This is a genomic window from Bacillota bacterium, from assembly GCA_012837335.1.
Taxonomy (GTDB): Bacteria; Bacillota; Limnochordia; order Darwinibacteriales; family DTU012; genus DTU012.
Window position 1 is genome coordinate 15,285 of record DURM01000037.1, and the last position, 13,380, is coordinate 28,664.

Here is a 13,380-nt window from a genome sequence, read left to right on the forward strand (position 1 = left end):
AAAGCGCCTTCTCTGCATGATCACGTCCCTGGTTCTCACCAATTCCAGGTTCTCTGTACGCATCTGTGCAGATACTCCTCTTTCTCATCGCTGTTATGAAACTGCTCTAAATATAGCAAAAACTGCTGTAAGTGTCAAGGTGTGCCTAGGTGCGGCACACCGTTTTTTTCAGCTTTCTTTAGAAAACTCATCAAACTCAATCGAACACTTAGTCAACAAACAGGTAATTCCAGCTAAAAATGCCAACTTAGGAGCTAAAATAGTGCCGACCACTCCGGCAGTAACCGGCAGCTCCATAATCACGCGGCCGTTAGCTTTAATGCGGATATTAGTAACATTGCCTTTGCGGATCAACTGCTTTACTCTGTCCACTACTTCCCTGCCCCGAACATCCCACACATTAGTTTTTGCATGCTGGTCGTAAGTGATCAGAGCTTCCATTACGTCCCAACTGCAGGTTTCCAGCAGTTCGCGGGCATCGGCAAAACTGAGGCCGGTCCGCTCACAGATAACATCGATCTTATGCAGATCTTCTTGGAGCAGTTCTGCTGTCATCTAGCTTGTCACCTCCGAATTAGGAAAATCATTCAGGGTCTTCAGAAACTCCAACGAACGCATTGGTTTATCCAGGCGGTAATCTATATAGGATCGCATACAAACTTCAATCTCCCTTAAGCTCTGTTCTGAAGGATGGAGAATATTAATCCGCGGCCACTCCCATTCCAGCATCCGCTTTAAAAGCTCAATCGTTCCCTTAGAAATCCGATGGGCTGGAACAAAACTGCTTCGGCAGCTGCTGCATACCACTCCACCTTCACGAGAAAAGTAGACCTGCTCCTGACTAACAGTACCACAGCCAATGCACATATCAAGTTGGGGCTGATACCCTAACTGCTGCATAAACTTAAGTTCAAAGCCTCTCAGCGCAAAACTTATTTCGCCGGTATCGATCATCCTTAATGTATTGCTGATTAGAGCAAAAGTTGCCTCGTTTGCTGCTTCAATTTCCACCATTACGTCAACAAGTTCACACACATACAAGGCTGCAGCCATTTTTTCCAAATCATCGCGCAGAGATTGATAAGAATTGATGATTTCTCCCTGACTGAGTGTGTCCATAGACTTACCTTCAAACATTAGGTAGCGGCCATGCGTAAAAACTTGAGTTGATCCCAGCAAGCGGTTGCGTGTGCGGCGTGCACCTCTAGCTGTGGCCACAACTTTGCCCCTTGCCTTTGTAAACAATGTTACGATTTTATCTGCTTCACCCAGATTTCTGGTGCGCAGAATTACACCCTCAGTCTTATACAAACGTCAGTCATCCTCTCTCAGAGGCTACCTCACCCAATTGCGCTTGTTCATCCTCCTCGGCCTCACTGCTGAGATTATCGGAAAACTTATAGAGCAGATAAAGACCGATAGCACCGGTTTCCATGAACAGCTTCCAAAAGACACTGCTGTTAGACACAGCGCCACCTCCCTCTGTCCATATCCTACCCATCAGAGTGAAGGTTATGCTTTTAAAGAATTGGCTGTTCTACTGCTGCACCGGATAAGGTATGCCTAAATACTGGTATGCTAAATGTGTCACTACTCGGCCACGGCTGGTCCGCTGGAGAAAACCCAGCTGCAGAAGATAAGGCTCATACACATCTTCAATTGTATTTGCCTCTTCACTGATAGCAGCCGCAATCGTATCGATGCCTACCGGACCTCCGTTAAACACATGAACAATCGTCGTTAGCAGCTTGCGGTCAATATGATCTAAGCCGTACTGATCAACTTCAAAAAGTGTAAGGGCTTCCTGGGCGACCTCCTTGGTGATATGATTATCAGCTTTAACTTGAGCAAAATCCCGCACTCTTCTCAGCAGCCGGTTAGCAACCCGTGGAGTGCCTCTTGCCCTTTTGGCAATTTCAACAGCGCCTGATTCATCAATCTTAACGCCAATAATTTGAGCTGAACGCTCGACAATAATTTTTAATTCATCAGTACTGTAAAACTCCAGCCGGTTAATCACTCCAAACCGGTCCCGAAGTGGACCTGTCAACATTCCAGCTCGAGTTGTTGCCCCAACTAAAGTAAATTCCTGCAGTTCCAGCCGGACAGAGCGGGCACCGGGCCCTTTGCCAATAATAATATCAACTACCCCATCCTCCATCGCCGGATAGAGAATCTCCTCAACAGTGCGGTTCAGACGGTGGATTTCATCGATAAAGAGCACATCCTTTGGCTCCAGATTGGTTAAAATTGCTACCAGATCACCTTGTCTTTCAATCGCCGGACCGGAGGTAGTGTGGATTCCTACACCCATCTCATTAGCAATAATATAAGCTAAGCTTGTTTTTCCCAATCCAGGAGGACCGTATAAAAGAACGTGGTCTAAAGCTTCCCGCCGCTGTTTAGCTGCAGTGATAAAAAGCTCCATCTGCTGCTTTACCTTTTCCTGCCCAATATATTCTGCCAGCGTGCGCGGCCGCAGAGTCAAGTCAAGATCAAAATCCTCCGGACGCTTCCAACCGCTGATCAAACGTTCCGTCTCCATCTATGCTCTCCCTCGCTTTCCAACAGCAGCCAGAGCTGCTTTCAGCAGCCCCTGCAGATCATCGGTTTCTCCAAGCTCTGCCTGAGCTGTGCGGATCATGGATTCGGCTTCAACATAACTAAAGCCCAGAGCTGACAGGGCAGACAGCGCATCATTGACAATATCTGTGGCGACTAGCGGGGGAATTTCACTTTCTGCTGCGCTCAGATCTGCATATACATCGGCAAAGTCATCCTTTAACTCTAAAATTAGCCGTTCGGCTGTTTTCTTGCCGATCCCACTAACTTTAGTCAAAGCACTGCGATCTCCAAGGGCGATCGCAGTCACAAACTGTTCTGCCCTCATTGTTTTTAAAATATTCAACGCCGTTTTGCATCCCATGCCCGATACTGTGATAATTTTTTGAAACAGTTTCTTTTCATCGGCAGAAGCAAATCCATATAAGTCGATCCCATCGTCTTTTACATGCATATGGGTATGCAGAACAACCTGATCGCTGCTTTTATTGGCTAGATCTAATGCTGCGCCGCTGAGATTCAGCTGATAGCCAACCCCATTAACGTCAAGTACCACGGCATTTTCATCTTGAGTGATAATTCTGCCCTTCAGCAATGCAATCATTTTCTGTCTCTCCATCCTAATCCATTATGTGCATGACAAATACCCACGGCTAAAGCATCGGCAACATCATCAGGCCGCGGGATTTCATCTAATCCCAATAATAATCGAACCATAAACCCAACCTGCTCTTTTGGTGCTCTGCCGACCCCGGTTACTGACTGTTTTACCTGCAGAGGAGTATACTCAGCTACTGGCAGACCTCGGTTTGCTGCTGCAAGAATAATAACTCCGCGAGCTTGGCCAACTGTCAAGGCTGTCGACACATTGCGATTAAAAAATAACTCCTCAATCGCCAGACAGTCCGGACCATACTCTTCAATCAGGCTCTGTACACTTTCATAGATCTGCACTAATCGGCGGTCCATGCTGATTTGTGGTGATGTCCGAATTGCGCCGTAGCCCAAAACCTTAAGACTGCGGCGGCGGTCTGTTTGAATTACTCCATATCCTGTAATGGCAGTTCCGGGATCTATTCCTAATATAATCATTGCAACACTTCCTCATCATCAACTTCGACATTTCTGCGAAGAGTCCTTGCCAGTGAATTCCAAAAAAAAACTGCTGAACTGATAGTACAGTTCGCAGTTATGCTCAGTATTAAAGGGGAAAATGCAGTCCCTCCAAAATACTGTACTTCTCTTCTTCTGTGGAAAATGGAATTCCTGCTTCAAGATTCCGAATCTCAAACTCAGGTATTTTATCGAGGGGGATATTGGTAGTTTCGAGCAGGATGCCACCCTTACCCGGCCGACCTTGAAAGATGGCAACGCTGCCGCTGTGGATTCCAATGTAGAAACCAGCATCGTCGCCGCTATCACTATCCGCGTGCGCCTCGTCCGTAAGCGAACTGTTATGAGCGGGGCTATCATCGGTTCGCGGCAAAGCTGGTCCAAAAAATTCTAGGCTTTGAAAATACCATAAAGTAACCATGAAGCTCACTGTAAAACAAAACACTCCCGCGAACACAAGAATCCAACCTCGACGCACAGCATTCACCCCTTTTTGCTCATTATTTCCGGGGTGAAATACTATTATACAACTATAAAACACGGCCTCAAGGCAAGCCGTGTTTAATCTGCTATTTCATAGTTAGTGTATACCTGCTGGACGTCATCAAGCTCTTCCAGCGCTTCAATTAAACGTTCAATTGTATCGCTATCCTCTTCTGAAATTGGTACTGAATTTTGGGGAACCATACTGACTTCAGCTACCAAAAACTCATAACCAGCCTCAGCAAGAGTTTCTTTGACTTCAGTGAAACTGCTGGGATCCGTTTCAATCTTATAAACATCCTCTTCAGTCTCTATATCATCTGCACCTGCTTCAAGGGCTGTCATCATCAGTTCGTCCTCATCAATGCTGTTATTTTTCTCAATAACTATAAGGCCTTTTTTATTAAACATCCAGGCAACACAACCGGTTTCACCGAGGTTACCGCCATATTTGCTTAAGACATGCCTCACTTCACCAGCAGTGCGGTTGCGGTTGTCTGTCAGCACATCCATCATAATAGCTACACCATTTGGTCCGTAGCCTTCATAAACAATTTCTTCGTAATTATCGCCATCCTGGCCCCCAACGCCTCTTGCAATTGCACGCTCAATATTATCATTCGGCATATTAACACTGCGCGCCTTGTCAATCGCAAGCCGCAGTCTGAAGTTCATTTCAGGATCAGGTCCGCCTTCCTTAACAGCTACTGTAATCTGGCGGGCAAACTTAGTGAACATCTGGCCGCGCTTAGCATCTTGGGCAGCTTTTCTGTGCTTAATATTAGCCCATTTCGAATGTCCTGCCACATTCCCACTTCCTTTCCACTCATATTCTAGCACAGCTGGGCTGAAATGCCAATACCAGCCACTCAATCACTAGCTGAATGGTGAATCGCGCAGGGCTCGTTTAATGTTATGCTGGAGAATAAAATACAGGATCACGATTAGAGCGACAGCTGCAAGCGGAGAAAGAATTTGGGAAATAAGAATAAAGTCATACAGCCCATGCATTAAGGCCGCATAGAATAAACCCCTGCTCAATTCAATAACCGGCTTGTTCGAGAATTTGGTTCGTCCAATAAATACACCAAAAATCCCGGAAAAGCAGGCATGGGCTAATGAGGCTATCAAGGCTCTAGCTGGTGCAACACTGAGTCCGAAGGTGAGGGAGTAAAGCACATTTTCCACTACAGAAAATCCAATTCCCGCTGCCGCGCTGTAGATTATTCCGTCGATTGGTTCGTCTAGTTCGGAACTGTTGAAGACTGCTAAGTAAACAGCCAGAGCTTTTAGCAACTCTTCTCCTAAACCAATAACGCCAAACGCAGCTGCTATTTGCAGCAGGCGCGGAGCATCAGGAAGTACCCAATTCTTAAAAGGCAGCTCAAGCAGGGCTGCCAATCCTACCATTAAAGCTCCCAGCAAAAATGCGCGTATGAGGTGACTGATCGGTTCGCGCTCAAATTTGTCTTTCAGGCGAAAATACCATACCCATAATACACCTGGAATCAGTGACGCCAGCACGATGATTATCAGCTGCAAGATACCACTCCTAATATTTGGATCATTCTAGGTCAGAATTGTTTTGTTCGCGCTGCACATGCATCACTATTCTTTCTCCGCTGCTCCAGTGCACCGCCTGCTCCAAACCGCAGGATTCACAGTAGTAAGCATCTTGATAACCATTGTATTCGTTGTCGTTTATATTTCGCATAGATTGTTTGCACACCGGGCATTTTATCATATTATCAACCTCCATGAATATACTTCACTTAGCTTAGCCATTGCTGTTCAATCTATACCAGACGATGTCTTCCAAAGAACAAGAGCCAAATTGTGGCAACAAAAGCAGGATTTTCTAAAATAATCGCGAAAGGTAACTTAAACCATAACTATTACTATTAAATGAGGAGGCTTCATTAAATGAAAAAATTTGCCGATGTTTTACGCAGTGGTGATTGGAAACACGAGAAGCATGTTCCCACCATTGTCGCTCCCGAATCTGCTAAAGCAGGCGACGAGATCACCATTACCGTCCATGTTGGTTCAGATATTGCCCACCCAAACACAACCGAGCATCATATTCGCTGGATTAAGATCTGCTTCCAACCGGATAACGATAACTTCACCTATGAGCTGGCAGATTTTCAGTTTACTGCTCATGGCGAGTGCGTAGCAGGACCAAATGAAGGTCCAGCTTACACTGAACCAAAAGCAACTACAAGCATCAAGCTGAATCAATCAGGGACCATTATGGCACTCAGCTACTGCAACATCCACGGATTGTGGGAAAACTCACAGAGAATCGAAATTGCATAGATAGCGAACTCATACAAAGACCTCACCGATAAACCTAGGTGAGGTCTTTGTCCTTCGCGGTTGATTCAATTACTTCAATCACCGCTGAAACCGCATCGGTCAGCTTGCTTGCTGACATCGCCTGTAAATAGCGGTCTTTATTAAGGGTGAGATTGTCAACAGCGGCAGTCAACGAGTCAGCGGTCAGCTGCTCTTCTTCGAGTACTAGGCTGAACCCCTGCTCTGCAAAGGATTTAGCATTTAAGATCTGATCTCCCCGACTAGCCTGCTGTGAAAGGGGAATTAAAATATGGGGTTTTTTTAAGGTGAGCAGTTCAAACAAAGCATTAGCTCCAGCTCGAGAAATAACTATGTCTGCCAGGGCAAAAATATCCGGAAGTTCCTCTGCCACATATTCAAACTGGCGATAGCCTTTAAGATCGATACTAGGATCAATGTTTCCACGACCGCAGATATGGACAATCTGATAGTTTTTCAGAAGCGTCGGCAGCGCCTGCCGCACTGTTTGATTAATCCTGACCGCTCCTAAGCTTCCGCCCATAACTAATATGACAGGTTTAGACTTGTCAAAACCGCAGGTTTCTCTTCCCCTCTGGATGCTGCCATCAAGCAGGGTTCTGCGGATTGGATTGCCGGTAACGGTAGTTTTTGCCTGGGACACATATTTGACTGTTTCCGGGAAAGTTAAGCATATATGGGCAGCTAAAGGTGCTGCTAGTTTATTTGCCAGCCCGGGAGTGAAATCAGACTCATGCAGCACTACTGGAATTCCCAGCATTTTTGCAGCTGCTGCAACCGGCAGTGATACAAATCCGCCTTTACTGAAAATAACCTTAGGTTTGCGGCGGCGGAGAATTCGATAGGCATCAACTACTCCTTTAAGGACGCGGAATGGGTCGATAAAATTCTGCAGATCGAAGTAACGACGCAGTTTCCCCGCGCTGATGGGATGGTAAGGCACACGCTCACCAATGAGCTGCCGCTCAATTCCGCTGTGAGTGCCAATATATTCAACATTCCACCCTCGTTTTTCAAGTTCAGGAATCAATGCCAAATTGGGAGTAACATGACCGGCGGAGCCACCGCCAGTAAGAATGATCTTTTTCATAAAACAGCCTCCTTACCCTTAATCTTACAGGAACTTAGGCAGGAAATTCAACTACTGCCGCGAAGGATTCTTTTAGGAATCATTACCAAAAAAAGGGGGTATCCGACTTGATCAAGAAAAAGCTAGAAGATCACTTTGGTGATGTGATTCAAAAGGCTCGCCAAGGGCTGGGGATAACTCCTGAAATGTTTTCCCGGGATTTGGGACTTACTACCGCCCAAACGGCAGCCGCTGAAGCAGGTCAATGGATACCGGAACCTAATATTATTGAAGCAATCGCCGCATATCTGAACCTTAATCCGAGTAATTTAAAACAGTTTGTGAAAGTAACAGCGCTTCCCGCTCCCGCTACTATCAATACAGAGGCTGTTACCTGTTACGTTCTTTATGGCGAACTTGGTGAAGCCAACTGCTATGTTGTTAAGTTAAAACAGCATAATGCCTGTATTATTATTGACCCGGGTGTTAAAGCAAGCCGCATCCTCCATTTAATCGATCAGATCGGGGTTAATCCGATGGGCATCCTTCTAACCCACAGCCACAAGGATCATGCCCACAGCCTGCAGGCTGTTCGCGAATATTTTAAGACTCCGGTCTTTCCGGAATCGATTACTGAAAATGAACTGCTAAGCAGTATTCCACCGCTGCAAATCTGGGATACTCCCGGCCATACCGATGACAGCCGATGCTACCTCCTGCCTGATATCATCTTTGTTGGTGATCTGCTGTTTGCCGGCTCAGTAGGCAGAGCATCTGAATCAAACTGGCAGAGTCACCTAAGTTCAGCGCGCCGCGTTCTCACTCTGCCCGAAGCAGCCACTATCTGTCCGGGTCATGGTCCAGTGACTACCGCAGCTGTGGAAAGTAAAATAAATCCATTTATGTGAGGGATATGAATGGTTGATCTGACAGAAATATTTACTGATATGGATCGTAAGTTTAGGGTAGGCGTTGAACCATTTGCTGTGGATCAAGAAACCTACTCGCAACTTAATGATCTAGGTCCTGTATTATTGCAGTTCTATCAAGCAGTGAATGAACTTTACGACTTAAGCTTACGCGGTCATTATCCAAGCTGGATTCACGAGTATCTTGATTTTGGTAAGACCGAAAGCGTACGTGATTACGGCCGCATGCGCCGCTTTAAAAATGATCTGCCTTTTATTATTCGACCTGATGTGATTCTGACTGATGATGGTTTTATAATTTCTGAGCTTGACTCTGTCCCTGGTGGGTTCGGCATGCTGGGAGAACTGTCCCAGCATTATGCTGATGCCGGTTTCGAACTTATTGGAGGAAGAGATGGCATTGTCTCCAATTTTGCCAAAGCGATTCGGAATTTAGCCGGTCAGTCTGATCCTATGCTGGCGATTGTGGTATCAGAAGAATCCCAGGACTATTTTGGCGAGATGGAATGGATTGCCAATACACTGACAGCTTTCGGATTAACATCGTATGCTGTCCGTCCAGAGGAATTAATCTTCAAAGAAGACGGATTATATTTGGATATCGATCACAAACGCCAGCGGATCGATGTTATTTACCGCTTCTTTGAGCTGTTCGACCTTAAAAATATACCAAAAATGGATCTAATCCTTTACGCGGTGCGTAAGCAGACTGTACTGATTACTCCACCGCTGAAAAGCTATCTAGAGGAAAAGCTGCTGTTCGCATTCCTCCACCACCCCGCTTTAGCAGAATACTGGAGTGAAAAGCTAGGAGACAAGGGATATCAGCTGCTGCTCAAAGTGCTGCCGCCAACTTGGATCATGGATAATCGTCCTCTCCCTCCCCATGCCGTAATTCCCAACCTGACGCTGGGTGACAGTCCGATTACAGACTGGCAGCAGTTAAAAGCAGCTACACAGCGCGAGCGGGAGATGGTGATCAAGATCTCTGGTTTTTCCGAGCTTTCCTGGGGCAGCCATGGAGTGTGCATCGGTCACGATGTATCAAGTAAGGTGTGGTCCGAAACGATTGATCAGGCGCTGGCAAGTTTCCCGAAAAACCCATATATCCTGCAGAAATTTTTCAAGGGAAGACGGGTTTCTGCCCAATACTATGATTTTGATACTAAGGAACCCAAAGCAATGTCAGGCCGTGTGCGGCTTTGCCCCTATTATTTTGTACAAAACAATCGCGTAGAGCTTGCCGGTATGCTGGCAACGATATGTCCTCTGGATAAAAAACTGATTCATGGTATGGTAGACGCAGTTATGGTTCCGACAATGATAAAATAGGAGTGACGACTTGTGTATACACAGCAAAATGATTGGCAGGACTGGCGGTGGCAGTTTCGCAATCGTTTGCGCACTGAAGCAGATTTCGCAGAAATAGTTGAACTGACTGACCAAGAAAAAGCAGCCTTGGAAAATCCCAGTTTTCCCGTAGCAGTCACCCCTTATTTTGCCAGTCTAATTGATAAAAACAATCCTAACTGTCCAATTAGGCGTCAGGCAATACCGCTGATTCAGGAATCCATTCGCAGCGGTCTTGCGGATCCTCTCTCCGAAGACGAAATGTCGCCTGTAGAGAATCTGGTTCACCGGTACCCCGACCGGGTACTGCTGATTGTAACCGAAACCTGCAACATGTACTGCCGACACTGCACGAGAAGACGCCGCGTTGGCTTTAAGGAAGCAGCAATCTCTCAAACCAAGCTGAGCAGAGCTGTCCAATATATCAGTGACAATCCCCAGATCCGCGATGTGCTGATCAGCGGCGGCGATCCCCTTACCTTAAGCGACAGTTCATTGGAGAACATTATTGCTGCCATTCGAGGGATCCCCCACGTGGAGGTCGTGCGCATCGGCACCAGAGTGCCTGCTGTCAATCCATACCGGATCACTCCGGAACTGGTGAATATACTGAGAAAGTATCACCCGCTCTGGATAAATGTCCAGTTTAATCATGTGCGAGAAATCACACCAGAAGCAGCTGAGGCCTGCGCCCTACTTGCAGATGCGGGCATTCCTCTCGGGAACCAAACTGTTCTGTTAAAGGGCATAAATGACTCTGTCGAGGCTCAAAAAGAGCTGGTTCATAAACTACTCCAGATTAGGGTTCGGCCTTACTATCTCTACCAGTGCGACTTAGCCGAAGGAATTGACCATTTCCGCACCCCGGTATCGCTTGGCATTGAGATCATGGAAAAACTCCATGGACATACATCAGGGTTTGCGATTCCAACGTTTGTGCTCGATGCCCCAGGTGGAGGAGGTAAGATTCCGATATTACCCCAATATCTTATCTGCCAGACTCCAGAGAAGGTAGTCATCCGCAACTATGAAGGCAGAATTTTTACCTACCCAGAACCAAATCAACAACGAAAAGAGGAATGATATATGGATCCAATTGCTTTTTCAATCGGCGGTATCAACATTTATTGGTACGGCATCCTTGTTGCTGCAGCCTTTTTGATTGGATATCTGCTAACACTGCGCCATACAAGATTATACGGTCTAGATGAGGATGCTGTTCAAGATCTGCTCTTTAAGCTCTGCATTGCTGTGATCGTTGGAGCTAGATTAGGAGTTATCGTTACTAATCTTGACTATTACTTACAAAATCCAATAGAGATGTTCACTAGGGCTGGGCTTGGTTCTCACGGTGCAATTATTACCACCATGCTTCTGGGGTATTACTGGACAAAGAAAGCGAATCTGCCTTACTGGACTTTAGCTGATGCAATTGCACCCTCCATTACAATCGGCCATATTTTTGTCAGACTGGGCAATTTTATCAATGGGGAGCTGTACGGGGCTCCGACAAACCTTCCCTGGGCTGTGGAATTTCCTTACAGCGGCGGACCGGTCCATCCAGCTCAACTCTATGAAATGATTGCCTCTATTATTATACTGCCATTTGCCCTTAGATGGGCGCGGAAACCAAAATATCCAGGATACGCCTTTTTTCGGGTAATGCTGGTCCATTCAGTTGTACGCTTACTTATTGATTTTATCAGACAGCACAGTCCTTTAATTGGGCCTTTTGTACTCACCCAAATTCTAGCAATTGGATTTATCATCCTAACACTAGCCCTTATTATTCGCAAAGAGATTCAGCACAAATAGCATGAAGCCTGTGCCGCAAACGCACAGGCTTTTTTATCTAAGTTCAGTCTCCAGACCGATCGAAAAACCAACCATAGCAGGTTCAAAACAACAGCGCAGGAAATATATAATTAAATCAAAAGATCAACGAAGGGTGAATAAAATGGATAACACTAAGTATATTGCAGCAATCTTGATTGTAGTCGGTGTTGTTGGCTTACTTGCCAACCTAAATACAACTTTTTTCTCACTATCCTTATCTCGACTGCTTGCCCTAGGTATAGCTGGATTATCGCTCTATCAGCTGTTTGTCTCAATAACAAAAACTGAGCGCCGCGATTACAATCGATTTGAAATCATCGTTTACGCAGTTATTTCCCTTGTCTGCTTAACGTATGCGTTTAAAAAGTCTTTTTTAATCAGCTATTGGAGTACGATCTGGCCAATTGGTTTAATCATTCTTGGTATTGCTGCTTACTTATATCTGAAAGAAAATCCAGACATTATGGATTATGTTTTACTGCGCAAACCGCTGTTTAATGGCGGAAATACTATCGTGATTAATAATAAAGAGGTGAAAAACCCCATCGCCAGAGCTTTAATCGGCCTGTTCGTGTTAGGAGTCGTATTCCTTACTATCTTCGGTGTTGTTACTCCGATCCTGGCAATCGTTGTGATTATTGTCGGTGGAGTACTGCTCTTTACCCTAGGCGTAACTTTTCTTTCGGTAATTATCCCGATTGCAATTATTCTATCACCCATTATATTCATTATCTGGCTGCTGAGTTTACTCTTCTAACTGTCTTACTATCGCGGTTAAATAGAACAGGAGACTTTATCGCTAGTAAGCAACAGGCTCCAACCCCGAGACTTGATAATGTCGTAACATTCAGACAAGGAGTTTATGTCTGCATCAAGTAATAGTGAAGTAGAATAAATAACTAGGCTGCTAATTATTTCTCGCAAAGGGATGAGATCTATGGCCAAGTTACTCTATATCAAAGCGAATCCTAAACCGGAAAACCGCTCTCGGACCCTTCAAATATCCGAAAGTTTCATAGATGCCTATAGGCAATACCATCCAAATGATCAAATAATTACTCTTGACCTCTATGCAGAAAAGATTCAATGGTTAACCGAGGAGGACTTAAAGAACGCATTTAAACCAGATGCTGCGGATGACAGAAACCATCCGGTCCTCAAGTACGCGCACCAGTTTGCAGAAGCAGACAAATATGTAATCGCAGAGCCGCTTTGGAATCTAGGCATCCCGGCTATTCTTAAAGCTTACTTCGATTACGTATGTATACCAGGGATCACTTTCAAATACACCGAACAAGGAGCAGTAGGGTTGTGCAAGGGTAAGAAGGCGGTAAATATCGTCACCAGAGGTGGACTCTACTCTGACAGCCCAGCCCGCGAGTACGAGCTGGGCGATCGGTATGTATGGACAATCATGAGATTTCTAGGCATTAACGATTATGAAACCATCTTTGCCGATGGATTGGATCTTGTTGGCAGTGATGTCGAGGCGATTATTGGCGCTGCTATCAAACAAGCGCAGGAAAAAGCCAGTGATTTCTAGCGTTTCAAGTATCTAGCCTAGTTATTATTCTTTAATCGAGTAGGTAACCGCTAGGTGATCAGCCTAGCGGTTTTCCTCTCACAGAACGGTACGTACGGACCGCGTATACCGCTCCTGATAGACCTCAGTCATACTTCGTAGTATTGATGCAAAAGACC

18 protein-coding genes and 1 other annotated feature (1 of these 19 cut by a window edge) are annotated in these 13,380 nt (G+C 45.6%); of the genes, 7 read left to right on the forward strand and 11 right to left on the reverse strand.

Annotation, left to right across the window (positions count from 1 at the left end; genetic code table 11):
* Positions 1-97, reverse strand: a binding site (T-box leader) (it extends 80 nt beyond the left edge of the window).
* Between the two features lie 71 nt (positions 98-168).
* The 10 genes from GX019_05365 to GX019_05410 form a co-directional block, all read right to left on the reverse strand.
* On the reverse strand, positions 169-555 hold the full coding sequence (locus tag GX019_05365; protein HHT36589.1) for a DUF4342 domain-containing protein: 387 nt from the start codon (positions 553-555) through the stop codon (positions 169-171).
* Positions 556-1,311, reverse strand: coding sequence for a DNA repair protein RecO (gene recO / locus GX019_05370; GenBank protein HHT36590.1), 756 nt, complete (start codon positions 1,309-1,311; stop codon positions 556-558).
* 7 nt (positions 1,312-1,318) lie between these two features.
* On the reverse strand, positions 1,319-1,501 hold the full coding sequence (locus GX019_05375) for a hypothetical protein (protein ID HHT36591.1): 183 nt from the start codon (positions 1,499-1,501) through the stop codon (positions 1,319-1,321).
* Between the two features lie 36 nt (positions 1,502-1,537).
* Positions 1,538-2,545 (reverse strand): Holliday junction branch migration DNA helicase RuvB, encoded by a 1,008-nt coding sequence (gene ruvB, locus GX019_05380; GenBank protein HHT36592.1) that lies wholly within the window; start codon positions 2,543-2,545, stop codon positions 1,538-1,540.
* Complete coding sequence (gene ruvA, locus GX019_05385; protein HHT36593.1) at positions 2,546-3,166, reverse strand: Holliday junction branch migration protein RuvA; 621 nt, start codon at positions 3,164-3,166, stop codon at positions 2,546-2,548.
* Positions 3,163-3,654: a crossover junction endodeoxyribonuclease RuvC gene (ruvC, locus tag GX019_05390; GenBank protein HHT36594.1), complete on the reverse strand. Its 492-nt coding sequence runs from the start codon at positions 3,652-3,654 to the stop codon at positions 3,163-3,165. Before ruvC ends, ruvA begins: the two co-directional genes overlap by 4 nt.
* Positions 3,655-3,763: 109 nt before the next feature.
* Entirely contained in the window at positions 3,764-4,153 is a 390-nt protein-coding gene (locus tag GX019_05395) for a hypothetical protein (protein HHT36595.1), read from the reverse strand.
* Positions 4,154-4,236: 83 nt separating this feature from the next.
* Positions 4,237-4,965 (reverse strand): YebC/PmpR family DNA-binding transcriptional regulator, encoded by a 729-nt coding sequence (locus GX019_05400; GenBank protein ID HHT36596.1) that lies wholly within the window; start codon positions 4,963-4,965, stop codon positions 4,237-4,239.
* A gap of 69 nt (positions 4,966-5,034) precedes the next feature.
* Positions 5,035-5,700, reverse strand: coding sequence for a PrsW family intramembrane metalloprotease (locus GX019_05405; GenBank protein HHT36597.1), 666 nt, complete (start codon positions 5,698-5,700; stop codon positions 5,035-5,037).
* Between the two features lie 22 nt (positions 5,701-5,722).
* Positions 5,723-5,902: a hypothetical protein gene (locus tag GX019_05410; GenBank protein HHT36598.1), complete on the reverse strand. Its 180-nt coding sequence runs from the start codon at positions 5,900-5,902 to the stop codon at positions 5,723-5,725.
* Positions 5,903-6,081: 179 nt separating this feature from the next.
* Here GX019_05410 and GX019_05415 point away from each other — a divergent pair, with 179 nt between their 5' ends.
* Positions 6,082-6,477 (forward strand): Neelaredoxin, encoded by a 396-nt coding sequence (locus GX019_05415; GenBank protein HHT36599.1) that lies wholly within the window; start codon positions 6,082-6,084, stop codon positions 6,475-6,477.
* Between the two features lie 34 nt (positions 6,478-6,511).
* Here the strand turns inward: GX019_05415 and GX019_05420 are convergent, their stop codons facing one another.
* Complete coding sequence (locus GX019_05420; GenBank protein ID HHT36600.1) at positions 6,512-7,585, reverse strand: undecaprenyldiphospho-muramoylpentapeptide beta-N-acetylglucosaminyltransferase; 1,074 nt, start codon at positions 7,583-7,585, stop codon at positions 6,512-6,514.
* 107 nt (positions 7,586-7,692) lie between these two features.
* On the opposite strand from GX019_05420, the gene GX019_05425 reads away from it, so the two are divergent.
* The 6 genes from GX019_05425 (at position 7,693) to GX019_05450 (ending at position 13,222) form a co-directional block, all read left to right on the forward strand.
* On the forward strand, positions 7,693-8,472 hold the full coding sequence (locus GX019_05425) for an MBL fold metallo-hydrolase (protein ID HHT36601.1): 780 nt from the start codon (positions 7,693-7,695) through the stop codon (positions 8,470-8,472).
* 9 nt (positions 8,473-8,481) lie between these two features.
* Positions 8,482-9,825 (forward strand): hypothetical protein, encoded by a 1,344-nt coding sequence (locus GX019_05430; GenBank protein ID HHT36602.1) that lies wholly within the window; start codon positions 8,482-8,484, stop codon positions 9,823-9,825.
* Between the two features lie 12 nt (positions 9,826-9,837).
* Positions 9,838-10,926, forward strand: a complete 1,089-nt coding sequence (ablA, locus tag GX019_05435; protein ID HHT36603.1) for a lysine 2,3-aminomutase — start codon at positions 9,838-9,840, stop codon at positions 10,924-10,926.
* Between the two features lie 3 nt (positions 10,927-10,929).
* Complete coding sequence (gene lgt, locus GX019_05440) at positions 10,930-11,658, forward strand: prolipoprotein diacylglyceryl transferase (protein ID HHT36604.1); 729 nt, start codon at positions 10,930-10,932, stop codon at positions 11,656-11,658.
* Between the two features lie 142 nt (positions 11,659-11,800).
* Entirely contained in the window at positions 11,801-12,436 is a 636-nt protein-coding gene (locus GX019_05445) for a hypothetical protein (protein HHT36605.1), read from the forward strand.
* A gap of 180 nt (positions 12,437-12,616) precedes the next feature.
* Positions 12,617-13,222, forward strand: coding sequence for an FMN-dependent NADH-azoreductase (locus tag GX019_05450; GenBank protein HHT36606.1), 606 nt, complete (start codon positions 12,617-12,619; stop codon positions 13,220-13,222).
* The last annotated feature ends 158 nt before the right edge of the window (positions 13,223-13,380 follow it).